The sequence below is a fragment of the Chitinophagaceae bacterium genome (genome assembly GCA_016710165.1).
In the GTDB taxonomy this organism is placed as follows: Bacteria; Bacteroidota; Bacteroidia; order Chitinophagales; family Chitinophagaceae; genus Ferruginibacter.
In genome coordinates this window covers 827,050-854,021 of sequence record JADJLJ010000001.1, presented here as the reverse complement: position 1 = coordinate 854,021, position 26,972 = coordinate 827,050, and the positions used below count along the sequence as shown (strand labels likewise).

Below are 26,972 nucleotides of genomic sequence, written 5' to 3'. Positions count from 1 at the left end.
ACCGGGACTGAAGCCAAAACGGGTTAACATAAAAACAATTCCGAATATTAGGGCTGATTGAAAACGAATTATTATCTTGTTGGTGAAAACTGTCTCCCTAAAGATCCGTCTTGAAAATTTTGTATTCAAGTTACAGATATTTAACCCGAATTATGCAACATCCCAAACTTCATCCCCGGTACCTGGCAGTTGTGATCATGTCCCTGTTCCTGGTATCATGCGGGGGGAACGGTACAAATAAAGAAGATGTGGTTGCTGATCCGAAGGCGATGGATAAAAGTGTAGCAGAAAATATCGGCGCATTCCTGGAAGCGGCATCGGGTAATGATGGCAACCTGGACGACAGCATTCATCTTAAGATGCTGAATGTATTAAAAGAGGTATACCAGGACAGGGATGACCGGCCGTTATGGAGTTCAACAGAAAAATGGCAACCGTTTGCCGATTCATTGTACCATTTTATTGAGCAGGCCGAATTGCAGGGCCTTTTCCCGGAAGACTATCACTTCAGCAAATTGAGATTGCTGAAAACCAGGCTGGATGCAGATTCACTGAGCAGGATGGATGCCGTATTATGGACCCGGGCCGACCTGTTGCTAACCGATGGACTGGTACAGGTGATCAAAGACCTTAAAGTGGGCCGGCTGCGGAAAGACAGTGTTTCTTTGAATAAAGATTCGGTGCTTTATGAGGATTTTTATGTTGCCACGCTCAGAAGCATCCTGAAGAAGAAACAATTCAGCACAGTACTGGATGCCCTGCAGCCTGCGCACCAGGGATATTGGGAATTGAAAAAAGGCATTCGGTCATTTCTCGACAGCATGGACAGAAGAGTGTTTACCCATATCCGCTATCCATTCAAAAAAGGCGATGCAAAAGACTCGGCCTTCTTCATTAAACTGTTGCAGCAGCGGCTGGCAGAAAGCAAGTGTATTGACCTGACGGATAAACTGCCTGATTCGGTTCAGCTATCCCTTGCCATTAAAAGATACCAGGAGAAGAAAGGATTAAAAGCGGATGGCAAATATGGAAAGATCCTGGTAAGCACGCTGAACAACAATGATGTGGAGCGGTTCAAACGCATTGCCATTACACTCGACCGCTATAAGCAGTTACCGAAAAAAATGCCTGAGAAATACATCTGGGTCAACCTGCCGGGTTATTACCTGTGTGTAGTGGAAAGCGACACCGTTGTTTTTGAATCAAAGATCATCTGCGGCAAGCCGGAAACCCGTACGCCATTGCTTAATGCCCAGGTCTCGGATATGATCACGTATCCCACCTGGACGGTACCCACCAGCATCATTGTAAAACAATACCTTCCCAAACTGAAGAAGAACCCGAATTATCTTACAAAGATCGGGTTGCATTTACTGGATAAGAACGGGGAGGTGGTTGATCCGAATACCGTTCCATGGGAAAAATATTCCAAAGGCATACCGTACAAAGTGATGCAGGGCAGTGGAGATGATAATTCGCTGGGGGTGATAAAATTCAATTTCAACAACCGCTATGCCGTTTACCTGCATGATACCAACCAGCGTTATCTTTTTAAGAATTCTTCCCGGGCTTTCAGCCATGGATGTGTTCGGGTACAGGAATGGGAGAAACTTGCTTTTTACATTGCAAGAAACGACAGTGCCCTGCTCAGCATCAAAAACGGGTCATTGAAATATACAGCAGATTCCATCCGGAACTGGATCGCCAAAAAGGACCGCCGCCGCATTGACGTTAAAAACCAGGTCCCGCTTTTCATCCGCTATTTCTCCTGCGAAGGGAAAGACGGAAAAATAAGATTCTATGATGATATTTATGGAGAGGACAAACTGCTGATGGAAAAATATTTCGCAAAAAAATGAACCCTTCTTTTACAGTTTATTTAAATTATCTTTAAACCATGGGCAACAGATCATTATCCATTCCAGGAACCCTGTCATTGCAGGGCTGCTTTGTTTTTTTGATCGCTGCAATCTGCATTTTCCCGGCCGGAGCTGCCCATGCCCAAAAGGGCAACCTGGGTATGGAAGTAAAGCCTCAGAAACCAAAGCGGGTGTTTTACGGGCAGGCCAGTTTTTATGCCAATAAATTCAATGGCAGAAAAACGGCGAACGGAGAGATCTTTGATCAGAAAAAACTAACCTGTGCCTGCAATGTATTGCCGCTGGGTACCTGGGTAAAGGTTACCAACCTCCGGAATGGCAGGTCGGTCGTGGTGAAGATAAATGACCGTATTCATCCCCGGATGAAGCGGGTGGTTGACCTATCAAGGGCAGCAGCCCAGAAGCTGGGTTATATATCACGTGGACTTACCCGGGTTAAGGTGGAGGTGATTGATAAAAAGGATATCCCATAGCCCGGTACATGCAGTAAAACAGGCATTTACAGGCTAAGCCGCCGCTACTCCGGGTTACAAATATGTTGGTAAAATATTTTACGCTTTGAATTGAAGCGACTATTTTTGTTGCGATTAAGAAAACTAACATTTATGAAGAAAATCCTATTCGTATTTTTTGCCCTCAGCCTGTTTGCAACCTCATTCGGGCAGGGAGAATATAAAAAACGTCCTTCCTTTGGAGTCCACTTCTTTCTCAATGACTTCCGGACTGCAGCTAACCTGCGTACCGCCGGCCTTTCAAGCGTTTTGAATTCGAAAGAATGGCGCAAAGGAAAATACATGACTGCGGGTATGGCCGTCAGCTATATACAGGGCTTGAACAATAATCTTGATTTTGCAGGTACCTTATCGGGCTCGTTTGTTGATTACCCGGTTCCCGGGAAACCATCCCGCCAGAATTCCAGTCTTTTGCTTGAAGGCGCCGCAACGGTAAACCTGAAATTATTAACAGACAGGTATTTCTTCAATCCTTTCCTTACTGCTGGTGTGGGAGCTTCCAAATACAGGGGATATTACGGCGCTTTTATTCCCGTTGGTGTAGGAACCCAGATCAGGTTGATCGATGAGGTTTACCTGTTGTTAAACTCACAATACCGTGTGCCGGTCACTGAAAATGCAGCCTATCATTTTTATCATAGTGTGGGTGTTGCTGCTAACCTGAAAGCCAGGAAGGCTCCGGCCCCGGTTGAAATTCCGCTTCCGGTGGTAGAGCCTCCCAAAGACAGGGATGGGGATGGTGTACTCGATTCGTTGGACAGGTGCCCCGATGTAAAAGGACTTGCTTCTTTACAAGGCTGCCCCGACAGGGACGGTGACGGAATTGCAGATGATGCTGATAAATGCCCGGATGTTAAAGGACTGGCCCGTTACCAGGGATGTCCCATACCCGATACGGATAAGGATGGCATCAATGATGAAGAAGATAAATGCCCGACCGTATTCGGTGTGGCCCGCTACCAGGGTTGCCCGGTACCGGATACCGATGGAGATGGCGTGAACGACGAAGAAGATAAATGTATCAATGAAAAAGGCCCTGCTTCTAATTACGGTTGCCCGGTAATTGATTCCAAGATCATTGAAAGGGTGAATAAAGCTGCACAGAATGTATTCTTCTCTACCGGCAGTTCTAAATTACTTGCAAAATCATTCCCTAAACTGAATGATGTGGTTACCATTTTAAAAGAGAATCCAACGTATAAAGTGAATATTGACGGCCATACCGATAATACCGGTAAGGCTGACAAGAACCAGACCTTATCTGAATCAAGAGCAGCTTCAGTTAAAACATACCTCGTTAGCAAAGGCGTGGATGAAAGCCGGCTCACTTCAACCGGTTATGGCCAGGACAAACCTGTAGCAGACAATAAAACTGCTGCCGGCCGTGCCAAGAACCGCCGGGTGGAAATGACTGTCAGAAATTACTGATAAAAAAGATAACCATAAAAGCCCCCTCCCAGGGGGCTTTTTTATTCCATCCCTTACTGACACATCCCTTTAAAGTTTTGTTATTATATCATATCCGCCATACCTGCCGGGAAAAAATGATATTTTTAATCATCAAAACTATAACCCTTTGCGAAAAAGATCCCTTCCGCTTTATTTCTTACTGAGTTTTGTTTTTTTTGTTCCTGCACTGAAAGCGCAGCAAATCGAAAACAGCATCAACCTGTATGGTACGAATTTTCCGCAGGAGAAGATCTATATTCATTTTGATAGAGAGACCTACCTGCCGGGTGAGACCATCTGGTTCAAGGCATATCTTTTTGAAGAGAACCTCCCGGCTGAAAGGAGTACCAATTTTTATGCGGCCCTCTATGATGAAAAGGGCCGGCTGCTGAAACAATCGGTAAACCCCATCTTTAATTCCACAGCCGATGGATACTTTAATATACCCGACAGCCTGAAGTCAACCCAACTGGTATGCCGGGCCTATACGGCATGGATGATGAATTTTGATACAACGGCCCTGTTTACCAGAACGATCAGGCTGCATAGCAACAGTTCAAAAACCCAGGCAGAGAATATTGCTAAAACAGTTTCGCTCAGTTTTTTTCCTGAAGGCGGTGATGTAATTGACGGAACCAGGAATACGGTCGCCTTTAAAGCAAATTATAATAACGGCTTGCCCTTTGCCGTGAATGGCGTTATTAAGAGGCAGGAGACCGGGGAAGTACTGATGCCTTTACAGGCTGTGCATGACGGAATGGGGAGATTTGATATAGACATAGAACCCGGCAATAAATATTATGCCGAATGGATGGATCATGGTGGCAACAAAATGCAGACCTGGCTGCCCGACGCAAGAACTGCGGGGCTGTCGTTGAAACTTACCGTTCAAAAAGAGAAGTTGTTTTACAATGTGATCAATAAGACCGGTTCCGATTCGCTGCACATACTGATGTACATGTACCAGAAGATCTTTTACCGGACCAGCATTGCCGTAAAGGATGGGGAACCATTCACGGGGATGGTCCCTGTAAATACCCTGCCATCGGGCGTAATGCAGCTTACGGTGTTTGATGCCGGCTGGCAGCCGGTGGCCGAACGGGTTGCTTTCATCAACAATGATAATTTCTCCGTCAATGCAACATTGAACAGCACGGCAATAAGTATGCAGAAGCGGGGAAAGAATGAACTGGAGATACTGGTTGCAGATACCATCCCGGCAAACATGTCGCTCAGCATCACAGATGCGGAGATGAATGGGGAAGAAACGGGCAATACGATCATCAGCGGGTTATTACTGAAAGGAGATATCAGGGGATATGTACACAACCCGGCATATTATTTTACGAACAATACCGATGCCGGGCTGAAAGCAAAATTAGACCTGGTCATGCTTACCAATGGCTGGCGCCGCTACCACTGGGCCGATATGATGGTACAGAAAACACCGGTCATTAAATACCCGGTGGATGAATACCTGGGGGTTTACGGGCAAATAGGAAAAGAAGTGCAGGAAAAGATGGATAAGGACGAGCAGGTGAACCTGATCGTAAAGACCATTGACAGTACCAATACTTTTTATGCAGTGAAACCGGATAAAAGCGGTTTATTAAAACAAACTGGACTGGTATTTTATGATACAGCAAGGATCTACTTTTCATTCAATAAAAACAAGGAGAACAATAAACAGATCGCCTTCAGTAAATACAATTTTACCTACCCGGTGTCCAATTCCATCAGTAATTACCAGGAAATACTGGCACCGGACCCGGCCGGAACAGTATATAACCCGAATACATCCTTGTTTCAATACTACAGCAGCAATAACGGCATCAAAAAATTCAACAACGAAAAAACACTGGAAGGGGTGGTGGTAAAAGCCAATGGCTGGCGCAACTGGAAGAACGATCCACTGGTCAAGATGGATGAAAAATATGCCAGCGGAATATTTTCGGGGGGCGCTACTGGCTATTCATATGATGTGGTTCATGATGAAAAAGCATGGACCAAACTGGATATTTACAATTATATCCGAAGTGCCATGCCCCAGATCCGTATAGGTAATTTCAATTTAGCAGCCGGCAGGTCGTTAACTTTATATGGTAAAACTGTTTTGATCTATATTGATGAGCATGAAATGACTACCAGCGAACTGGAGAGTTTGAGTTTGTCGCAAGTGGCTTACATCAAACTGATCCCCAATTTTATGGGACGGGGACCCGAGGCAGGAGGAGGTACAGGCATTAATCCTGCATTGTCTGTTTATACCCGGAAAGGCGATGACCTGATTGACAGGCGCCCGACAGATAAAGACCTTGGTGTGGTTAAGATAGCGGGATACACGCCGCTGAAGGAATTTTATTCGCCGGATTATTCGCAAACGAATGCAACAACGGGTACCGATGCCCGCACAACCCTGCTGTGGATGCCTTATATTTTAACCAATGCAGCAAACAGGAAAGTACCGGTAATTTTTTACAATAATGACTTTACACGTAAGTTCAGGATCGTGCTGGAAGGTATCAATGACGAAGGGAAATTGATACACATTGAAAAATGGATCGAATGACCGGGGCTGCTAATAATCATTCGCCGGTTTTTGTTTTACCGGTTTTTTGTTTTTATCATCAGCCGGGTTTACGGCAGGAGTATTCCCTTTTTTATCTTCGGGCTTTTTCTGTTTACCGGTATCTGCCTTTGGTATCTCGCTTTCAATTCCGATCTTCTCATCCGGGGGAGGTTGGTTAAAGAAATCATCTGCCGTTCCGTTCCCCGCATCCACCCCGGTACTGTCTCCTTTGTTGAACACATTATCCCATGAATCTGCAGACAATTCTTCATTCTTCAGGTTAGCCGGAACAGCAAACTCTTTTATCTTGCCATAACCCAGTTTATTGTCTGCATACACTTTGCTCATGAACAATCCCCACTTCGGCAAGGCCATTTCATTACCACCCGATGTGCCGGCATAGATACGTATGAACGGGTCTTCGCAACCCACCCAGGTGCCGGCCAGTAATTCGGGGGTATACCCAATGAACCAGCCATCGGCATTATCATTGGTGGTTCCTGTTTTGCCGGCCTTTTGTGCCGGGATATTATAATTATTGAGCGAATGGGCCGTACCAAACTGTACCACGCCCTGCATCAGCTGCACCATGGTATGTGCAGATGCTTCACTCATAACCTGTTTTGTTTCGGGAGCGAACTGCGCCAGTACATTGCCGTTCTTGTCTTCTATCCGGGTAAGTAAAATAGGTTCGGTACTGAAACTGTTATTCGGAAACATGGAATATGCCTGCAGCATCTCCAGCATAGGGATCTCTGCAGCGCCTAATGCAAGTGATATGTAAGGAGGGAGCGGGGATTTGATGCCGCAGTCTTTGGCAAACTCGATCACTTTTTTTACTCCCACCAGGTTCGTCAGTCTTACCGATGCCGTATTCTTTGATTTGGCCAGGCAGTTGGCCAATGTACCGCCGCCGCCGCTGAAGGTCCGCATTTCTTTTCCGTACTGCACCAGCCCGCCCGGTATTTCGGTGGACGGGCCATAACCTGCATCTTCAATGGCCAGTGCATAGATCAGTGGTTTGATGGTGGAACCTACCTGCCTGCGGGTGGTTATATGATCGAACTTGAACCACTTGAAATCGATGCCGCCTACCCAGCATTTCACTTCACCGGTCTTCGGGTCCATGGCCGCAAAGGATGTTTGCAGGATATTCTTATGGTACTTGATGGAATCAAAGGGGGTCATGGTCGTATCCTTTTCCCGTTTGGCATTCCAGGCAAACACTTTCATCTTTACCGGTACATAAAATGATTTTTTGATGTCTTCCTCATCCACGTCATCTTGTTTCATGTTCTTCCAGCGCTCGGTATATTTAAATGCGGCTTCAATGGTGCTTTCATGTCCTTTCCATATCTTATTGCCGTTCACTTTCATCAACTGGTCGAGCTTCTTTTGAATCACCGGCATATGCTGCACCACGGCTTCCTCGGCATATTGCTGCATGCGTGAATTGATGGTGGTATATATCTTCAGCCCGTCTTTATACAGGTTGTATGGTTCACCGGTCTTGGGGTTCTCGTGTGTTTTACACCATTCCCTTAATTTATCCGCCAGTACTGCCCGGAAGTAAGGAGCGATGCCTTTGTCCTCGTCGATCTTCTTATAATTGGTGATGAGGGGTTTTGCTTTCAGTTTTGCGGCTTCTGCCTCCGCCAGGAAATGCTGCTTGCAGACCGCCATCTGGTTGATAACGGTATTCCTTCTGTCGATCGATGCTTTTGGATACCCGATGGGATTGTAGATAAAACCTTTCAGCATCGCTATCAATACCGCAGCTTCCTCTATTTTAAGGTCTTTGGGTTCTTTTTGAAAATAGGTACGGGAAGCATTCCGTATTCCGTATACATTACCCCAGGGCGCCCGGTTCAGGTAAAGGGTCATGATCTCTTCCTTGGTAAAATTCCTTTCCAGTTTTACGGCCACAATCCATTCCTTCATCTTATCAAGACCCCGTTTCACGATATTCCCTTTTCCCTGCTTCATCATCAGTTTGGCCACCTGCTGGGTGATGGTACTGCCGCCTCCCTGGGTGCCCAATGTAAATACGGCCCGGGCCACGGCCTGTGCATCAATACCCGAATGTTCATAAAAACGTTCATCTTCCGTTGCGATCAATGCATTAATGACGTTGGGGGATATTTCGCTGTACTTTACTTCGCTCCGGTTCTCGGAATAATATTTACCCATCAGCTCTGCATCGCCGGAGTATATCTCGCTGGCAAGGTCTGCTTCGGGATTTTGCAATTGGGTCACAGAAGGCATCTTGCCAAATAATCCAAAATTGGCGGAAAGGAACATCAGCAGCACTAACACAAAGCCGCCGATAAAAACACGCCATAGTATCCGAACAGAACGCTTCATAGAAAGGATGAATTAGTAGTTATGATCCAGGAATGAAGGTTGAGGGGGCAAACATCATTCCATAAATCTAGTAAAAGAGTTTATTGCTGTAACGGGCGGTACGTTAAAACTTGTTGGGAAACTGTGTATTTAACAGGTTTTTATATCCGCTTATGTCTTTATTGGTTTTAAGTTTCTGCAGGTTCTCATCCGTTATGATCAGGAATGAATACTTGTTTGCCGGCAGCCAGGATACCTCGGAGGCAGCGCTCTTTTTTATCTTGTCATAGTATTGCAGGGCCGTGGCAGCATCGGGGAAAGAGGATATTACCAGCAGGCTGCGGTCGGCATCCAGTTCATCTTTATTGATGTTGATGGGCTGGCCATAATAATTTTCCCTGTTGTACCGGGTGAAGGCATTCTTTGCCTCCGTTACATAAACCTGGTCAACCTTGTCCAGTATCATCAGCACATGGTGCGGCGAAGTAACCGACATCACAAACGGTCCGCTGCTCAATGGTGGGGCAGGGGTTTTAATACTGTCTGCTTTAGGGGGGGCCGCTGCCGGTTTGGTTACTACAGGCTTTGGCTTCTCATCCACTATTACCGGCTTGCCATCTTCCATCCGGGTCACTTCCAGTTCGGTGAGGTATTTTTCTATCTCGGCCCTTCTTTTCAGCACATCGATCATCGTGGCGGCCTTTTCTTTCAGCGGCGAACCCGGGTTATTGTCAATGATCGTTTGCAGCCCTTTAATGGCCAGACTGTCCTGCCGGTTCTTCACGTGCTGCAATGCTTCGATATACAGCAATTGCGGTGTCCAGTAATTTACACCATAGAGGCTGTCGGCTTTCCGTTTTTCAGCCATGGCCTTTTCATAATTTCCTTCAATGAAAAGGGTATAAATGTCTTCATACAGTTTTGTTGCTTCAGGGTTCTTGGCCGAAGGGGTTGTTGCAGATGCCGCCGGTTTGTTGAGTACCTGGCCAGACTTACTGTTCGGGAATTTATTGTTCAGCAGGTTCTTGTAATGAGCTGCCTTTGCCTTGTCTTCCAGCTTTGTGTAGCAGTAATAAAGGCCCAGGTAGATCTCGCCATCCAGTAAGCGGTCGGGGAAACGTTCCAGGTACTCCTCGTATGTATCTGCAGCAAGCCTGTATTCTTCCAGTTCGTTCTGGTAGGCTTTTGCCAGTTCAACCATATTGGTTGCAATGATCTCATTGCTTTGGGCAATTCTTTCTGCTGTCAGCGGAATGTCCTTCATCAGGCCATCATAACTTATCTCGGTGGTTTGCGATGCATTGTTTTTGCCGGCACTGTCCTTTGCATTACCGCCGGGCTGGTTTCCGCCGGCCGGGTTATTATTTGCCACCGTTTTTTCTATGGATGATTTGCGGCGCCAGTTATCCAGGTTGGGCCGGTTGCCCCACCTGCTTTTGAATTCATTGAATCCCCTTGATTTGAGCGAACTGTTGGCAAAATACCATTCGCCCTTGCTGGCATTGCCTGCAAACAGGTCTGTTTGTTGCTGGGTATTACCGCCGGGGTAAAGGATATTGCCGCCAGAACTGCCATCGTCTTTCAACCCTCTTTCCTTACGCAGTTTCTTTACCAGTTTTTTTACATAGTCATCCCTTTCGGCCGGTTGCATGGCAGCGACCCGTTGCAGGCTGTCTTCCCGTTCAATGTTGCTGATGGCTTCGGCAATCTTAGTGAGTGCGTTTTTCCGGTCCTGTATCCGGGCGATCAGTTTATCCATGACCGAATCGGAACCGGTTCTCAAACTGTCGTACAAGGATGCAGCCAGGCGGTATTGTTTCCGGTCGTAGGCAATATTGCCCAGTTGCATATAAGCCCGGTTCTTATAATTGATGTTGTTTTCGTTGTATTTAAGGCTCTTGTTAAAATAGGTGACCGCCGCAATGGTATCCGGCTTTTGCAGAGCAAGCTGGCCGGCAGAATAATAAACGATATCACGGTAGGTCTCAAACTTATCCCGTTTTGCCATTTTGAGCAGGTTGCTGATGCTTTTGTCCAGTTCTTTGGGATTGGAAGCGCCCTTCATCATTTTTGCTTCGTTCAGTTGCGCATAGATATCCAGCAGCGGGTCAACGGTATGCTTGGATGCCTTGCTGTAATATTCCGATGCTTTATCGTAATGGCCGCTTACCTCATAAAGTTGTGCCAGCAGAAATTCCCAGCGGGCCTTGTCCTGTTTGTTATCCGCATTGCTCAGGGCTTTTTCCAGGTGAACAGCGGAACTGTCGTAAATGGATTGCCTGTAGAACCAGTACGCGGTTACTTCATGCAGGTCGTTCTGTAATCGTTTGGGAAGATTGGGGTCGTTCTGCAATGTGTTTATCAAACCGCCGGATTCGGCAAACTCATCCTGCTCGATCATGGTACGGGTAAGCCATATCAGGGCATCGTTGCGGCTGGGCGGCAGGGATACAGCTTTTTGAAGGATATTCCTTTTCTCTTTATTGGCAATGGAAATTTTGTAACCGGTGGCCGCAGCATTGGTACCCACGATCCGGTCATCATTGTCATTCTTTCTCTTACGGGGAAAAAGGTTGTAGTTGATGAACTGGAATGTCATCAAAGCCGAGTCAAGTTCTTTGCGGAAGAAATATGCTTTCCCGATGAGCATGTACATATTGTCGATCCAGTCATTCCGCAGGTCGTGAAGCAGGATGCCGGCGGTGCTGGTATATATAACCGAATCCAGTTCGCTTTTTTGGGCAGCGGTGCTTTCCAGGGTATACGGGTAAAAGCCCAGCAGGTTGGAATAATCTTCTTTTTGTGAAAGTTTGGCCCTTTCCAGTACCGAGTTCACCCGGTTATTGGCATTGTAATAGTAATTGTAGTGGGTGATGTTGTTCTGGTAAAAATTACGCATCACCGTAAATTTCTTATCGGCGGTCTTCTCCGAACCCAGCTTCCTGTTCTCAAATTTTTCCGGCTTTTTCTCCTTGCCAAACGGGTCAATTGTCCAGGTAGGTTGCGCAAGCACAAGGGCAGGTGATCCAACAAAAAAAAGGAATATGTAAAAGGTATTTATCGTTTTCTTCAGCATGAATCAAAAGGTTGAATAGCGGGCTAAATATCGGTCTTTTTTGCTAAATAATATTTATATATGAGCCTCTTTATTGCACTTTAATGATTTTTTATCATGTGAGTAAAGAATGTACCGGGTAATTGCCGCAAATGCGGGTTTTAGATTGCTTTTTCGGCTTCATTTCTTAATTTTAAGCCTCAACAGGAAATTATGGCAAAATTGGATGCCAACAGTACCCTGAAGCGCCTCAGAAACAGGTACCGGCTGGTAGTAATGAATGAAGATACATATGAAGAAGTAGTTAAATTCAAGCTTAGCCGGTTGAGTGTATATATTTTTTTAAGCACGGTTTTCGTTGTATTGGTGGGACTGATCATTGCCCTGCTTGTCTTTACCCCCCTTAAGTACTATTTGCCAGGGGCGGGTTATGGCGATGCCAGGCAGATACGGGAATATAAAATACTGAAGATAAGGACCGATTCGATGGAGCAGGCATTGCGGAACAAAGAGCAGTATTATAACGACCTGCAAAAAGTGCTGAAAGGTAATATGCCGGTACCGGATACGCATAAACTGATCCTGCCCAAAGCAGAAAAAAGCATCGATTAATTCAAATATCAACTAAAAACCAATCTTATGTTCAATTCAAAATCCAGGTCATCAGACGAAACCGTTTCAAATGCAAGCACCCTGGTGGGCGCAGGCACCACCATCACCGGTAACATCGAAAGCAATGGCGACATCCGTATTGATGGTGTTCTGAAAGGCAATCTCAAAGCAAAATCAAAGATCATCATCGGGGCAGAGGGCGTGGTGGAAGGCGATATTGAAGGGCAGCATGCCGATATCATGGGCCGGGTCACCGGTAAGATACGGGTGCAGGACCTGCTTTACCTGCATGGCACCACCGTTTTGAACGGGGATATCTATGCCGGTAAACTGCAGATAGAGCCCACGGCAGTATTCAACGGAAAATGTAATATGGGCGGAGCCAACATCGTGGAACTGAATAATGGAATTGCAAATGCCGTAAATCAATAAATAATTATTTAATGAACCCCCGCATCCGGATCACACTTCCCTTGATCATCACTTTTTTTGTTTTAGCCGTTGCTGTAGTTGCAGTATATTTGTTTTATGCAGGTGGTAAAATTGATCTTACCGTATTGATGGCGGCCAACTGCCTGTTCTTTATCACCAGTATGATCGTATTCCGGATGCAGTACAATGCTATGCAAAAGAGCAACCCCAATGTGTTTATCCGAAGTGTGATGACGGGAATGATCATAAAGATATTCGTATGCATCGGCGCCGTGGTTGCCTACTATTTTTTAAGCGGGAGTTCTTTCAACAAGCCGGCGGTGTACCTGGCGATGATCATCTATATCATTTTTTTGATAGTGGAGGTTAGAACGATCATGAAGCTGAATAAAAATAAAAATGCCTAAGCAGGAAGCGCCGCTTTTACAGTTAAGGTCTTATTTACCCGGCGGAGCCTTTGATGATGTGCTGTATTACCTGCAGCATTATAATGTACATCTTACCATAACCCGGCAGCGCCAAAGCATCTTAGGCGATTACCGGCATGCTCATGCTGATAAAACACACCGTATCAGTGTAAATGGCAATCTCAATCAATATGCCTTTCTTATAACCCTGCTGCATGAACTGGCACACCTGTTCACGTACGAACAGTTTGGCCACCGGGTGCAGGCACATGGGCGGGAGTGGAAGAATGAGTTCGGTAAGATACTGGCCAGGTTTCTGCTGAAGAAGGTTTTTCCTGCCGATATTGAAAAAGCCCTGATTAACACATTGCAGAACCCCGCCGCCAGCAGTTGCGGCGATGAAAAATTATTGCGGGTGCTGCATCAGTATGATGAAAAGAAAGAAGGCACACACCTGGTTGAACAAATTCCCGAAGGTTCCCTGTTCGTTATTAAAGGAGGAAGGGTATTTAAGAAAGGGGAGAAGATCAGGAAGCGGTATAAGTGTATGGAAGTAAAGACCGGTAAACTGTACCTGTTCAGTGCGGTGTATGAGATAAGCATCCTTTAGATCATCCATCAATTTCTTTGATCATCCATACATCACAGCCTGTATGCCCGCTGTTGCCCTGTGCCGAGGACAGGTACGTGAAGCCGTATTTCTCATACATGGGTATGGCGATCGTTAGTTCGGGCATGGTCTCTAAATAAATCATTTTATACCCCAGTTCTTTAGCGGCAGCAATGCATTTCTGCAACAGTTCTTTTCCGATGCCCTTTCCCCTTGCAGCGGGGGATAAGTAAAATTTCACCAGTTCGCAGGTGCCCTCCGGCAGGCCGGCCGTTGGATAGATGCCGCTGCCTCCCATTATTTCCCCGTTATATTCCGCCACAAAATAAATGCTTCGTTCTTTTTTAAAAACTTCAAACAGGCGGTCGGTGGTCCCGTCGTAGTAAACGGTGCCGGGCTTATTGGCCTTAAATTCTTCCAACGTATCCCGTATGATCCTGGCCAGCGCCGCATTGTCGCCGTACTCAATTGTTCTTATGACAGATCCGTTTCTCATCACATTGTAAAAATCTGCTTCAAACCTAAGTATTTTCCTGCCAACTTCGGTAGTGTCCTATTTTGAATGATTGTCATCCTGAGGAACGAAGGATCTCCTAATCAGGATCGTTTGCTTAACCTGAGATGCTTCGTTCCTCAGCATGACAGGTCGCAAAATATTCAAAACAGGACACTACCGACAGTTCTTCTGAAACCCGGATTGAAGAAAATCGTTTATTTTCGGGGATAAATTAACTACTGACTGTTTGGCCGAGGTAAAAAAATACAGCGAGGAAGAACTGGTACTGCTGCTTCAACAAAAAGACCAACAGGCATTTTCATATTTATACGACAATTATTCTGCCGCCCTCAACGGGGTCATCTGGCGGTTGGTGGAAGACCGGGAACTGGCAGAAGATATTTTACAGGAGGCTTTTGTCAGGATCTGGAATAATTTTTCCAGCTACGACAGCGCCAAAGGAAGGCTGTTCACCTGGATGCTGAACCTGGCCCGGAACCTGACCATCGACACGTTGCGGAGCAAGGGTTATAAAAAACAGGCAAAAATCTCGGGCGATGAGAATTCCGTAAGTAATTTTACGGACGACGGCCGGACGGCTGAGCGTTTTGATGCCATGGGATTGAGAAAACAACTGGCTAATTTAAAGCCGGAACAGCGAAGCATCATTGACCTTGCCTATTTCAACGGCTATACCCAGGATGAGATATCGAAGGAAATGGGCATTCCGCTGGGAACCGTTAAAACCAGGATGCGGGCCGCCATCATTGAACTAAGAAAAATATTAGCATACAGTTGAACGCACAGGAGATCATATCATCCGGGATACTGGAACTTTATTGCACCGGCCTCACGTCGGCAGCAGAGACTGCTGAAGTGCAGCAATGGGCAAAGCTATATCCTGAAGTGGCTGCCGAGATCGCAGCCATAGAGTCCGGGCTGGAGGGCTATGCACAGGCACATGCGGTTGCACCCGGCGCTTCGGTAAAAGATAAACTGTTTGCCGGAATAAATAAAGGAACCGCTGCAACGGTTGTAAAACTGCAGCCCGTGGGTAATGAAACGGCAAAAGTTCATTCGATCTCGCCGGCCTGGAAATATGCAGCTGCAGCCAGCATCATTTTATTGGTTGGCAGTTTGATGTTTAATTATACATTCTACGAAAAGTATCAGACAGCCAGTAAGGATCTGCAGGTTACACAAAATGAACTGGAGCAGCAGAAGCAGGTTGCCAGGTCAATGGAAGGCGATATGAGGAAAATGGGAGACAAAAATGCGATGCCGGTATCCTTGAAAGGAATGCCTGATGTACCTGATGCCGCTGCAAGGATCTATTGGATGCAGGATAGTCACGAAATCTATATTGATCCTTCCAACCTGCCAAAAGCTCCGGAAGGTAAACAATACCAGTTCTGGGCAATTGTTGATGGCAAGCCTGTGAACGGAGGCATCATCTCCACAGAGATCAATGGTAAAACAGTTCATTTCCAGCAAATGAAAAGTTTTGGGAATGCACAGGCCTTTGCCGTTTCCCTGGAAGACGCCGGTCCTGAAAAACCCGTGCCAACCAAAGTAATGGTGATGGGCAAAATGCAAACCTCTCTTTGATCCTTTGATCGGATCAGCTTTACCAATAGCCCCACCGGGTAGTATTGGGATAACCTGGAACGAAGGAAATCCATCGTCCTGCAGCAGCCAATATTTTTTTCAATAACATTAATAATTGGGAACGCCGCCGATCCGTGAACCGCCGCTGGAATAAACGGTTAAGTTACCGCTGCGGTCATCCTGTGTTCCAAGATAACCGATCCGGGTACTGTAACTGTTATAAATGCTTAGCCGGGAACCAACTTCCGGTGTGGACATCACCAATGTTTCCGTGCCTTTATTGGATAACGACATATAACCTCCGCCCCCCGAAGTACGCGTAAGCCACACCAGTTTATTTGCCTGGTCATCATTTATCTGGAAATAACCGGAGTTGCTCCGGGTAACACCCACTTCCATGATCTCTTTTTCCACGGAGTTGTAAAGGGCCATATAGCCACCGCCTTCGGTGGTACGTGTAACTTTAAAATTGAGGGTGCCGTTTGCATCAAAGGTATTGATGGCCCCGGCTCCTCCATCGGAGGTGAACAGGCGTACCAGTCTTTCACCGGAAGAAGAATAGGTTGCCATCTGGCCATTCCCTTTTTCTTTGTTCAGCAGCAGTAATACCTTCCCGTTGTCGTCCACTACCTGGAATGCCTTTGCTTTTACAAGGTCAGGTACATCATTCTTTTTGCCGGATGACATAAGTACCACCGCAATTAACAGGATCACCGATGTTCCGAAAAACAGCCGGTACATGCGCAGGCTTTTTTCCAGTTTAGATATCCGTTGTTCGATCTGGTTCATAGTAATAGAGTTTAATGATGAGAATTTGGGATTTACCCGGATAAATTACAATAATACCGGTGAAATACGAATACTATACCGTACTATTTTATTTTTGATACGAGCGAGTAGATGGCTGTGTCGGTGAATTTGCCCCTGAAAAAATAATTCTCCCTGAAATATGCTTCCCGGGTAAACCCGGTTTTCTCCAGTACGATGCCCGAAGCCAGGTTCTCCGGGTTGATATGCGCTTCAATGCTGTGTAGTTTCATTTCTTCAAACCCATACCGGATCACGGCCCGTAAGGCCTCTGTCATGATCCCCCGGTTCCAGAAGCCGGGGTGGAGTACATAGCCTGCTTCGGCACGGTAATGTTCCGGTTGCATGCGCCAGTAACAGATGGTGCCGATCAGGGTGCCGGGGTCATTGGCCATGGCAATGGCCCACATGATGGTTTCGTTTGCATCCACCGATGCATTGATCCTGTCAATAAATGCTTCTGCTTCTTCCAGTGATCTTGTTTTCTCCCGGCCTATGTATTGCATCACCCGGTCATCAGACCGCAGGAACAACATTTCCGGTCCATCTGCTTTTACCAGTTTGCGGAGTAATAACCTTTCGGTCTTTATTTCAGGAAAAGGGAGAAAGCAAGTTGAAGCATTTTGGTTGTTTAGGAAGCTAAGATAAAAAATCCGGTAGTGTATCAGCATGACAGGATTTATAGTTAAAAATTTCCAAACCGATACCCTACCAAAAATCCCGCCTGTTTGGCGGGATCAGGAAATCAGTTACGGAACAGGGATCAGGCCACAGCCTTGTTCACCAGTTCTGCCGCTTCGCTCAGCAGGATGGCGCTTTGTACTTTCAGCCCGCTTTCGTCGATCAGTTTCTTTGCTACATCGGCATTGGTTCCCTGGAGCCTGACAATGATGGGGATGTTGATGTTCCCTATGGATTTGTATGCATCGATCACGCCCTGTGCCACCCGGTCGCAACGGACAATGCCGCCAAAAATATTGATGAGGATCGCCTTTACTTTCGGGTCTTTTAAAATGATGCGGAAACCGGCTTCTACTGTCTGGGCATTGGCAGTACCGCCCACATCGAGGAAGTTTGCCGGTTCACCACCACTGAGTTTTATCATATCCATGGTTGCCATGGCAAGCCCTGCACCGTTTACCATGCACCCCACATTACCATCCAGTTTTACAAAATTCAGGTTATACTGTCCTGCTTCCACTTCGGTGGGGTCTTCTTCACTCAGGTCCCTGAGCGATGCAATGTCCGGGTGACGCATCAATGCATTGTCATCCACATTCATCTTGCAGTCCACGGCAATGATCTTATCGTCGCTGGTCTTGAAAAGCGGGTTTATCTCAAGCATTCCGCAGTCTGCGCCCACATATGCATTGTAAAGGTTGGTCACGAATTTTACACAGTTCTTGAAAGCGGCTCCGCTTAATCCCAGGTTAAAAGCGATCTTCCTTGCCTGGAAAGCTTCCAAAGCCCCGCCGGGGTAAACCCATTCTTTAAATATCTTTTCCGGGGTATCATGGGCCACGTCCTCGATATTCATCCCGCCTTCGGTACTGTACATGATCACGTTCTGGCCGGTTGACCGGTCAAGTAATATGGACAGGTAAAATTCCTTGACAGGGCTTGGGCCTTCGTAATAAACATCCTGGGCTACCAGCACTTTGCTTACTAATTTCCCGGACGGTCCGGTTTGTATGGTCACCAATGTGCCGCCTAAGATATTTTTAGCGATCTGCATTACGTCATCTGCATTCTTTCCAACAGCCACACCACGCTGTTCGGTGCCGGCGATCTTTCCTTTACCACGGCCACCTGCATGGATCTGCGCCTTTACCACGGCAAAATTGCTTCCGTACTGGGTATGGATCTGCCGGTAAGCCTGTTCTGCTTCGCCGGGTGTGCTGCAGGGTATCCCTTCCTGCACCGGGACATTGTATTTTTTCAGTAATTCCTTTGCCTGGTATTCGTGAAGATTCATAAAATTGAAAGTTTCGGCGAAGATAAATAAAAACAGTTTATGGTTTGAGGTTTGTGTTTTTATGTTCCGGGCAATATTTCTCTGTTCAGCAGCGGTAGCGTCGCACAATTGTACGGGGTCGCTCTATTGAACTTTCTTCATTATAAGGATCCGGCATTTTTAAGCATCTGTAAATAAGTAAGGCCCCAACCACAAACCACAAACCACAAACCACAAACTCCAAACCCCAAACTTTCTCCTCCAACCCAAACATTCCCTTAACGTATCTTACCTTACCTTTGGCGCTAAAAAAGAAACAGGAATGATTGCGGAAATAAATGAAGCGGTTGATTTTATTAAAAAGAGTTACAGCCATAAACCCGGCCTGGGTATTGTACTGGGCAGCGGGATGGGAAGTTTTACCGATGCGATGAACGTTGAAATGGAAATTCCTTATGGCGATATTCCGCATTTCCCGGTGAGTACAGTAGAAGGGCATAAAGGCAAACTGGTATTTGGAGAGATCGCCGGAAAAAAAGTGGTGGCCATGGCTGGCCGTTTTCATTATTACGAAGGATACAGTGCTGAACAGGTGGTCTTCCCGATACGGGTAATGAAATTCCTGGGCATTGAAACCCTGTTGCTGAGCAATGCAGCCGGGGGTGTAAATCCTTCTTTTAAAGTGGGGGATATGATGATCATCACCGACCACATCAGCCAGCTTACCCCCAACCCGTTGGTGGGTAAGAACTACCGGGAACTGGGACCCCGGTTCCCCGATATGAGTGAGCCGTATAAAAAGCATCTTATTCAAAAGGCAAAGAAGATCGCTGCGCAGAAAAATATACCGGTACAGGAAGGGGTATATGTGGCGGTAACAGGTCCCACATTTGAGACCCTGGCAGAATATAAGATGATCCTTGCCATGGGGGGTGATGTGGTGGGCATGAGCACGGTGCAGGAAGTGATCGCGGCCGTGCACATGGGACTGCCCGTTTTTGCCATGAGCGTGGTAACCGATGTGGGGATACGGGAAGCAGGGGAGCCGCCGGTCACGCATGAAGAGGTATTACAGGCTGCAAAAGCAGCCGAGCCAAAATTCAAGGCATTATTCTGCGAACTGATCGCACAACTATAAGTAAAACCGATGAAGCAAACGATAGCCTTTGTGGCTTTGATATTCTTTTTTCAGTTTACATACGCACAGGAGCCGCAGTTGCTGAACAAGATCGGCGACCGGGTACGGAATATCGGCGGTGGCGGCAGTAAGGATACGATCGGTTTTGTTCACCGCGACGATAAAAAGGATTCCATCTCCATCACCTACAAATACCTTGATTCCATCCGCAGCAATTATTTTGATTCATCCATCAATGATTTTGATAACTATTTTCCGTTCCTTCCACACACCAGTATCTTGGCAATAACGGGGCGGCCGCTTATTCATTGATCTATGCACCCCATGCCCGGGCGGGATGGGACGCCGGCTTTCATGCCTACGATATTTACCGCTATACGCTGGAAGGATCGAAATTCTATAAGACCAACCGGCCTTTTACACAACTCAGCTACCAGCTGGCATCCGGCAAAGAACAGATGATAAAGGCCTTTCATACCCAAAGCCCCCGGCCCAACTGGAGCTTTGGATTTGATTACCGGCTGGTGAGCGCCCCCGGTTTTTTTGTTACCCAGAACAGCAATCATAAAAGTTACCGCCTGTTCAGCAATTACCAGGGCAAGCGCAAAAGATATGCGGCCTATTTCATACTGCTGGGTAATACCATCAAGAAATCAGAGAACGGGGGAATAACCGCCGACTCGCTGTTGCTTGACCCGAACAATAAAAAACGGTATTCGATACCGGTGAACCTGGGTAATGCGAACCTGTTTGAACCGAACCCATTCCTTTCATCGGTGACCACCGGCAATATTTACAAGGACTTCACCCTGTTCATCCGCCAGAGCTATGATATCGGGAAGAAAGATTCTGTTGCCATCAATGACTCCACAACGGAATATTTATTCTATCCCAAACTAAGGATACAGCATAGCTTTACGTATGGTACCTACAATTATCAATACCGGGATGAGAAGGCAGATTCCCTCATTTATAAACAATGGTACGACACCACCCTGAAGCAGGCCATCGATAGTTTTTATGCCCGGGAAAAATGGACCGTTATCAGCAATGACTTTTCTCTGCTTCAGTTTCCCGACACAAAGAACCCGGGGCAGTTCTTACTGCTGGGTGCAAGACTGGAGAACATAAAGGGAGAACTGAAATACCGGACCAGCAATTATCATAACCTCGTCCTTCACGGCGAATACCGGAATAAGACCCGTAATAAACGATGGGACATCCTGGCCACCGGGGAGTTTTATGTAAATGGACTGAATGCCGGTGATTACAGTGCTTATATCACCATTGCCCGGTACCTCAATAAAAAGTTAGGCGGCGTTCGGTTGTTCTTTAAGAATGTGAACCGGTCCCCGTCATTCATTTATGATAATGCTTCTTCGTTCAATTTCAACAATGCAAGCCTCGGTAAAAAAGAGAACATCATTTCTTTTGGCGCCGAGGCAAATAACTCCTTCATTAATCTCGGCTTCAAAAATCATATCATAACCAACCTGGCTTATTTCTATGATTATTTCCGTACGGCCCAGAGTAGCAAGGTCATCAACCTGCTGCAGGTATCTGCATCAAAAAAGATCAGTCTTACCAAAAGATGGAAATGGTATGCCGATGCAACTGTGCAGGTGGTGGATGGCAGTGCAGCGATCAAGGTCCCGTTGTTTTTTACCCGGAACAGCATAGCCTATGAAGGCATCTTCTATAAAAATCTTAACCTGAGTACGGGACTGGAAGTGAGGTATCATACTCCTTTTGAGGCCTATAACTATTCGCCGGTGGTCGGGCAATTCACACCGCAGGACTCCGTGCTTGTAAAGAACCTGCCCGATATCAGCGCTTTCTTCCACTTCCGAATCAAATCGTTCACTGCTTTTATCCGTGCCGAAAACCTCAATACCGTGCGCTTTACCAATGGCTTTGGCTTCACCAACAATAATTTCGCCGCCCTTCATTATCCCATGCAGGGCTTTATGTTCCGGTTCGGGATCCGCTGGGGTTTTGTAAACTAGCCTGGCGAAATTCGTACAAATATTAACGATTAAACAGTTGCTTTCTGCGAAATCCGGCTTAATTTTGTAGCGGATGAAAAAGATCTATACCGGCATATTAGCAATATTGTACCTGGCAGTTTCTTCGGGAATTGCCATGGAGATACATTATTGCATGGGTAAGAAGGCTGGTGTGGAATTTTATGGTTCCACCAGCGACAAGTGCGGCAAATGCGGAATGACCGACACGGATAACGGGTGCTGCCACGATGAATTTAAGTTCTACAAGATAAGTGACTCACACTATTCTGCTTCCAACGATTTACAACTCACCCAGGGTGATCTCATCATTGCCCATGCGTACAGCCAGTATCAATGGCAAATGCCGGTTGCTGACGGGCTGGCAGCGATCAACGATCATGCTCCCCCGGATCATACAGGCCCCTCTGCCTGTATAAAGAACTGCATTTTCAGACTATAGAATTGGCTGAGATCTTTTCCATCGCTGTTACCAAACAGCGGTGCGTCGTGCTGTACGCATGAATTATTTCTTAATCTTAAAATTTTATAAAATGAAAACATTATCATTCGTTGCTGCCATCCTGTTCAGCATATTCTCCTTCCATACAACGTATGCCCAGTCTTCAAAAACAGAGACCATTAAAGTATGGGGTAACTGCGGCATGTGCAAAACAACCATCGAAAAAGCGGCTAAAAAAGCCGGTGCCACAAAAGCAACCTGGAATGAAGACAGCAAGGAACTTAAGGTTACCTATGCGGTAAGCAAAACATCTTCTGCAAAGATCCAGGAGGCCATTGCAAAATCAGGTTACGATACACAGGATCTTATTGCCGATAATAAAGCCTACGACAATTTACATGGCTGCTGCAAATACGAGCGCAAAGAAGGGGGATCAGCAGACGTTGTTTCCGAAGCAACCTATGCCTGCCCCATGCATGCCGATGTTACCAGCGACAAGCCGGCTAAATGTTCAAAATGCGGAATGGACCTGGTAAAGCAGAAGAAAGAGACCATGAAAACAGATGGCGTGAAGGGTTATAGTTGCCCGATGCATGCCGATGTTACCAGCGATAAGCCCGGCAAGTGTTCAAAATGCGGAATGGACCTGAAGGAAAAACAGTAAGAACAGTACTATGAAATGGATAAAATATTCATGGATGCTTTGCCTGGTGGTTCCGGGTAAAGCATCTTTTGCACAGAATAAAAAAGCATTGCCGGATACAGCAGTGGTATTTAAGGTCTTTGGCGCCTGCGAAATGTGTAAAGACCGTATTGAAAATACCGCCAGGATCCGGGGTGTTAAAAAAGCAGTGTGGGATGTAGATTCCAAAATGCTTTCATTGGTCTATAACCCGTCTTTGGCATCGCTGGAAAAGATACAGAACCGGATCGTGGCAGTTGGACATGATATAGATAATAAGAAGGCGAAGGAGATGGTCTATAATGCCCTGCCGGCCTGTTGTCATTACCGCGAAATGGAAACCATGATGGAGGAGATCAAAAAGGATACCCTTGCCCCGCAGCTTATGGAAATAAAAGCAGCAATGGATTCTTCATTCCGCAGGGCCCCGTCTTCACACCTGGTAAAGGGCATTGTGCTGGAAGATGACAATAAAGGAAAGTTCAAACCCCTTTCGGGGGCAAGCATATTCTGGTTGGGCACCAGTGACGGGGTATTGGCCGACAGTACGGGCTTATTCAGCATACGCCACAACGGAACAGCCAGCAGGCTGGTGGTGAGCTATGCCGGTTATCAATCGGATACCCTCTCCGTTCCGGAAATGGATGAACTGAAGATCGTGCTGGCATCCAACCGGCAATTGAAGGAAGTTACGGTTACATCAAAGCAGCGGTCTACCTATATCAACAATTTCAGCCCGATACGTACACAAACCATGTCGGGTGCCGAGTTGCTGAAGGCGGCCTGTTGCAATCTCAGTGAGAGTTTTGAGACAAATCCCTCGGTGGATGTTTCGTATAATGATGCGGTTACAGGATCAAAACAGATCCAGTTGCTGGGCTTGAGCGGTAACTATACACAACTTACCGTGGAGAACCTGCCGGGGCCGAGGGGCATTGCAACGCCGCTTGGACTTAATTCAATTGCAGGCCCCTGGATCGAATCCATCCAGCTTACAAAGGGGGTTGGCTCTGTGGCCAATGGTTATGAAAGCATTGCCGGGCAGATAAATGTGGAATTGAAAAAACCCGAAAGCAGTGAACAATTGCTGGCAAATGTTTACGTGAATGATTATGGGAAAACGGACCTGAACCTGAACCTCTCAAAGAAGATCAGCAAGAACTGGTCAACCGCTTTGCTGCTGCATGATGACTTTTTCACCAATAAAAAACTGGATTTTAACAAGGACGGGTTCCGTGACCTGCCAACGGGCAACACGGTAAGCCTGGTCAACCGGTACAAGTTTGATAACAGCAAGGGCACACTGGTACAGTTTGGATTCAAGGTGTTGAATGATAAAAGAACCGGGGGGGAAGTAGGTTTTGACCCGGCATCGGATAAAAATACAACGAACCGTTACGGCCTCGGGATCAATACGGAGCGTTATGAAGGATTTGCAAAGATCGGTTATGTATTTCCTGAAAAAAAATACAAGAGCCTGGGTCTGCAGGTTGCAGGCATCAGCCACCGCCAGGATTCTTATTTCGGGCTGACCGGGTATAATGCAAAACAGCAAACGGTATACAGTAATTTCATTTACAAATCCATCATCGGAACAACCATTCATAAATTCAGGGCGGGGTTGAGTTTTCTGTACGACCGGTATGATGAGGATTTTAAGTTGAATAATTACAGGCGCACAGAAATTGTACCCGGGATCTTTGGTGAATATACTTATACTCCCAACACTAAATTCAGTGCCGTAGTGGGGTTGCGTGCAGACCACAACAGTTTGTTCGGGTTCTTTGTAACTCCCCGGTTGAACATCCGGTACGAACCGGTGACCGGCACAACGATCCGTGCAAGCCTGGGACGCGGGCAACGTACGGCAAATATCTTTGCGGAGAATACCAGCGTATTTGTAAGCGCCCGGCAGGTGAATATCATTGCAGCCGGTCCGGGCAAAGCATATGGCCTTGATCCCGAAGTGGCCTGGAACAAGGGAGTAAGCATCGACCAGAAGTTCAAACTGTTTGGGAACGAAGCGTCGGCTGCACTGGACTATTTCCGGAATGATTTCAGCAACCAGGTGGTGGTGGATATGGAAGATGCCCGGTCAGTGAAATACTATAACCTGCAGGGGAAGTCGTTTTCCAACAGTTTCCAGGCAGAGTTGAATGTAGAACCGGTCAAGAAATTTGAACTTCGTTTGGCTTACCGGTATTTTGATGTACGGTCAACGTACAGTGGCCAGTTGAAAGAGCGGCCCCTGGTGGCAAGGAACCGGGCCTTTTTGAACCTGGCGTATGCGGTAAGCGGTTTTAAATTTGATTATACCATTACATACAATGGTAAAAAGCGGCTGCCGGATACACAGGCAAATATTCCTGCTTATCAATTGCCGGTTTATTCCCCCGACTTTGTGCTGATGAATGCGCAGGTATCGAAAACGGTTGGCAAAAAATACCCGCTTGATCTTTATGTGGGCGTTGAGAACCTGGCCAACTATTTTCAAAAGAGCGTGGTGCTGGTTGCAGACCAGTCCTTCAGCCCATACTTTGATGCATCGATGATCTGGGGGCCGGTAAATGGACGGATGTTCTATGCAGGACTGCGGTTTAAGATCAAATAAAGACCGATGGTGAAAAAGATACTGGTATTCATATTGTCATTATTTCAAAAAAGAAACTGTTGTAAATGAAAACAATTTTTTTGGTCATGCTCATTCTAATGGGCTCATTGTTTGGCAGGGCCCAGCTCAGGGTGGGGGAAACCGTGCCGGAAATAGAATTGCCGGGTATAAAGGACAGTATCATCCGGTTATCATCGTTGAATGGGAAAGTGATACTGATCGATTTCTGGGCAAGCTGGTGCGGCCCCTGCCGGGCTGCCAATCCCTACCTGCAAAAGCTGTACAGTAAGTACAAGGATAAGGGGTTTGAGATCTTTGCTGTTTCGCTGGATACAAAAAGCAAGGAATGGCTGAAAGCCATCAAGCAGGATAAACTGAGGTACACACAGGTGATCGATAACAGCGGGTGGAGGTCAAAAGTGGCTGAACGGTATTTTGTAGACCAGCTGCCCACGAGTTTTTTGCTGGACAGAACCGGCAAGATCGTTGCAATAGACCTGGAGGGAAAGGAATTGTTTGACCAGGTGAAAAGGCTCGTGCAATGATCATTTCCCGGTCTTAAAACGAACGGACCATCCAAATGCAACGTACCAATCCGGTGCTGCATTGCTTATTCCGAAACCAGACGACAGGTCAAGTTTAAGATCAGGGGTAGCGTACCAGGCAATGCCGGCATCTAGACTGTGTTCGGGTTCACGCAGCCTGGATATAAAGCCAAATGCTTCCACATACCCGTACCATTTTTTGCCGATAGAAAAACCGGGAGCAAACGTATATATCCAGGTGGCCTCATCATTGTACCCGTCCCACTCGGCCCCCAGGTTATAGCCAATGGCGATGGCGTCAGTAATGCTGTTCTGCATGGTAAACCGGAAATTCGGTGCCAGTTTATCTGCCCTGAATTTTTTAGAAGCCAGTTTGGGGATGGCAAAATGAAATATGAGGGATGTTTTGGGTAATAGTTTTTTTTCTTCCCACAGTGCAATTTTGGCTCCCAGTTCCACCGGTTCCAGCCCCGATTCTCTTTGCCTGGTCTGCGAACCATCATAAAAATGGTTCGTGGCAAGCGTGGTGATCAGCCGGAACTCAATTCGTTTATTCAAACCGTATTTGCTGAGCAGGGTGGGGTGCTGGAATCCTATATCGCCGGGTTTGTTTTGCTGTTTGCCAATACCGGATTCAAACTGTAGCCATTTCCGGGGAACGAGTACGGCACTTTCGGTCTGGTCGGGCCGGTCGGTATCGATCTTTTCCACCTGTGCGAAGGCAGGCAGGAAGCAAAAACATAAAAAAGCGGCCAGGGCTGATAGTTTGATCATAGCTCTAAAATAAAATTTAGTC

24 protein-coding genes are annotated in these 26,972 nt (G+C 46.5%); 17 read left to right on the top strand and 7 right to left on the bottom strand.

All coding sequences use genetic code 11. From position 1 onward, the window contains the following. Positions 1-152 precede the first annotated feature (152 nt). The 4 genes from IPJ02_03745 (at position 153) to IPJ02_03730 (ending at position 6,410) form a co-directional block, all read left to right on the top strand. Entirely contained in the window at positions 153-1,859 is a 1,707-nt protein-coding gene (locus tag IPJ02_03745; GenBank protein MBK7374692.1) for a L,D-transpeptidase family protein, read from the top strand. 38 nt (positions 1,860-1,897) lie between these two features. Continuing rightward, the gene (locus IPJ02_03740; GenBank protein MBK7374691.1) at positions 1,898-2,353 is read left to right on the top strand and encodes a septal ring lytic transglycosylase RlpA family protein; all 456 of its coding nucleotides are present in this window, start codon (positions 1,898-1,900) and stop codon (positions 2,351-2,353) included. Between the two features lie 132 nt (positions 2,354-2,485). Then, on the top strand, positions 2,486-3,820 hold the full coding sequence (locus tag IPJ02_03735) for an OmpA family protein (protein ID MBK7374690.1): 1,335 nt from the start codon (positions 2,486-2,488) through the stop codon (positions 3,818-3,820). Between the two features lie 148 nt (positions 3,821-3,968). Continuing rightward, on the top strand, positions 3,969-6,410 hold the full coding sequence (locus IPJ02_03730; GenBank protein MBK7374689.1) for a hypothetical protein: 2,442 nt from the start codon (positions 3,969-3,971) through the stop codon (positions 6,408-6,410). Positions 6,411-6,419: 9 nt separating this feature from the next. Here the strand turns inward: IPJ02_03730 and IPJ02_03725 are convergent, their stop codons facing one another. Together IPJ02_03725 and IPJ02_03720 are read right to left on the bottom strand one after the other, a co-directional pair. Next, positions 6,420-8,774 (bottom strand): transglycosylase domain-containing protein, encoded by a 2,355-nt coding sequence (locus tag IPJ02_03725; protein ID MBK7374688.1) that lies wholly within the window; start codon positions 8,772-8,774, stop codon positions 6,420-6,422. A 103-nt stretch (positions 8,775-8,877) separates the two neighbouring features. After that, positions 8,878-11,829: a hypothetical protein gene (locus IPJ02_03720; protein MBK7374687.1), complete on the bottom strand. Its 2,952-nt coding sequence runs from the start codon at positions 11,827-11,829 to the stop codon at positions 8,878-8,880. A 192-nt stretch (positions 11,830-12,021) separates the two neighbouring features. On the opposite strand from IPJ02_03720, the gene IPJ02_03715 reads away from it, so the two are divergent. Genes IPJ02_03715 through IPJ02_03700 form a run of 4 tightly spaced genes read left to right on the top strand, consistent with a single transcriptional unit; the run spans position 12,022 to position 13,869 of the window. After that, positions 12,022-12,420 carry a hypothetical protein gene (locus tag IPJ02_03715; GenBank protein ID MBK7374686.1) on the top strand — a complete coding sequence of 133 codons (399 nt, stop codon included), beginning with the start codon at positions 12,022-12,024 and terminating at the stop codon, positions 12,418-12,420. Positions 12,421-12,447: 27 nt separating this feature from the next. Then, positions 12,448-12,852, top strand: a complete 405-nt coding sequence (locus IPJ02_03710) for a polymer-forming cytoskeletal protein (protein MBK7374685.1) — start codon at positions 12,448-12,450, stop codon at positions 12,850-12,852. 11 nt (positions 12,853-12,863) lie between these two features. Further along, positions 12,864-13,259 (top strand): hypothetical protein, encoded by a 396-nt coding sequence (locus tag IPJ02_03705; GenBank protein MBK7374684.1) that lies wholly within the window; start codon positions 12,864-12,866, stop codon positions 13,257-13,259. Beyond that, positions 13,252-13,869, top strand: coding sequence for a SprT-like domain-containing protein (locus IPJ02_03700; protein ID MBK7374683.1), 618 nt, complete (start codon positions 13,252-13,254; stop codon positions 13,867-13,869). The genes IPJ02_03705 and IPJ02_03700 overlap by 8 nt, the downstream gene beginning before the upstream one ends. Position 13,870: 1 nt before the next feature. Here the strand turns inward: IPJ02_03700 and IPJ02_03695 are convergent, their stop codons facing one another. Further along, the gene (locus IPJ02_03695) at positions 13,871-14,365 is read right to left on the bottom strand and encodes a GNAT family N-acetyltransferase (GenBank protein MBK7374682.1); all 495 of its coding nucleotides are present in this window, start codon (positions 14,363-14,365) and stop codon (positions 13,871-13,873) included. Between the two features lie 286 nt (positions 14,366-14,651). Here IPJ02_03695 and IPJ02_03690 point away from each other — a divergent pair, with 286 nt between their 5' ends. Both IPJ02_03690 and IPJ02_03685 read left to right on the top strand, forming a co-directional pair. After that, the gene (locus IPJ02_03690) at positions 14,652-15,164 is read left to right on the top strand and encodes a sigma-70 family RNA polymerase sigma factor (GenBank protein MBK7374681.1); all 513 of its coding nucleotides are present in this window, start codon (positions 14,652-14,654) and stop codon (positions 15,162-15,164) included. After that, positions 15,161-15,973 carry an anti-sigma factor gene (locus tag IPJ02_03685; GenBank protein ID MBK7374680.1) on the top strand — a complete coding sequence of 271 codons (813 nt, stop codon included), beginning with the start codon at positions 15,161-15,163 and terminating at the stop codon, positions 15,971-15,973. Before IPJ02_03690 ends, IPJ02_03685 begins: the two co-directional genes overlap by 4 nt. Positions 15,974-16,081: 108 nt before the next feature. Here the strand turns inward: IPJ02_03685 and IPJ02_03680 are convergent, their stop codons facing one another. The 3 genes from IPJ02_03680 to sucC all read right to left on the bottom strand — a co-directional run bounded on the left by IPJ02_03680 (position 16,082) and on the right by sucC (position 18,755). Continuing rightward, positions 16,082-16,762, bottom strand: coding sequence for a hypothetical protein (locus tag IPJ02_03680; GenBank protein ID MBK7374679.1), 681 nt, complete (start codon positions 16,760-16,762; stop codon positions 16,082-16,084). Positions 16,763-16,845: 83 nt separating this feature from the next. Then, complete coding sequence (locus IPJ02_03675; GenBank protein ID MBK7374678.1) at positions 16,846-17,451, bottom strand: GNAT family N-acetyltransferase; 606 nt, start codon at positions 17,449-17,451, stop codon at positions 16,846-16,848. 92 nt (positions 17,452-17,543) lie between these two features. Beyond that, positions 17,544-18,755 carry an ADP-forming succinate--CoA ligase subunit beta gene (gene sucC / locus IPJ02_03670; GenBank protein MBK7374677.1) on the bottom strand — a complete coding sequence of 404 codons (1,212 nt, stop codon included), beginning with the start codon at positions 18,753-18,755 and terminating at the stop codon, positions 17,544-17,546. Between the two features lie 301 nt (positions 18,756-19,056). Between sucC and IPJ02_03665 the strand changes: the two genes are divergently transcribed. The 7 genes from IPJ02_03665 (at position 19,057) to IPJ02_03635 (ending at position 26,176) form a co-directional block, all read left to right on the top strand. Further along, complete coding sequence (locus IPJ02_03665) at positions 19,057-19,872, top strand: purine-nucleoside phosphorylase (protein MBK7374676.1); 816 nt, start codon at positions 19,057-19,059, stop codon at positions 19,870-19,872. 9 nt (positions 19,873-19,881) lie between these two features. Further along, positions 19,882-20,184, top strand: coding sequence for a hypothetical protein (locus tag IPJ02_03660; GenBank protein ID MBK7374675.1), 303 nt, complete (start codon positions 19,882-19,884; stop codon positions 20,182-20,184). Continuing rightward, positions 20,181-21,878: a hypothetical protein gene (locus tag IPJ02_03655; protein ID MBK7374674.1), complete on the top strand. Its 1,698-nt coding sequence runs from the start codon at positions 20,181-20,183 to the stop codon at positions 21,876-21,878. Before IPJ02_03660 ends, IPJ02_03655 begins: the two co-directional genes overlap by 4 nt. 73 nt (positions 21,879-21,951) lie before the next feature. Further along, on the top strand, positions 21,952-22,338 hold the full coding sequence (locus IPJ02_03650) for a hypothetical protein (GenBank protein MBK7374673.1): 387 nt from the start codon (positions 21,952-21,954) through the stop codon (positions 22,336-22,338). A gap of 91 nt (positions 22,339-22,429) precedes the next feature. Then, a complete protein-coding gene (locus IPJ02_03645) occupies positions 22,430-23,002 on the top strand; it encodes a cation transporter (protein MBK7374672.1) in 573 nt (190 codons plus the stop codon). 34 nt (positions 23,003-23,036) lie between these two features. Then, entirely contained in the window at positions 23,037-25,631 is a 2,595-nt protein-coding gene (locus tag IPJ02_03640) for a TonB-dependent receptor (GenBank protein ID MBK7374671.1), read from the top strand. A gap of 65 nt (positions 25,632-25,696) precedes the next feature. Then, the gene (locus IPJ02_03635) at positions 25,697-26,176 is read left to right on the top strand and encodes a TlpA family protein disulfide reductase (GenBank protein ID MBK7374670.1); all 480 of its coding nucleotides are present in this window, start codon (positions 25,697-25,699) and stop codon (positions 26,174-26,176) included. Here the strand turns inward: IPJ02_03635 and IPJ02_03630 are convergent, their stop codons facing one another. Further along, entirely contained in the window at positions 26,177-26,950 is a 774-nt protein-coding gene (locus IPJ02_03630) for a transporter (GenBank protein ID MBK7374669.1), read from the bottom strand. Positions 26,951-26,972: the final 22 nt, after the last annotated feature.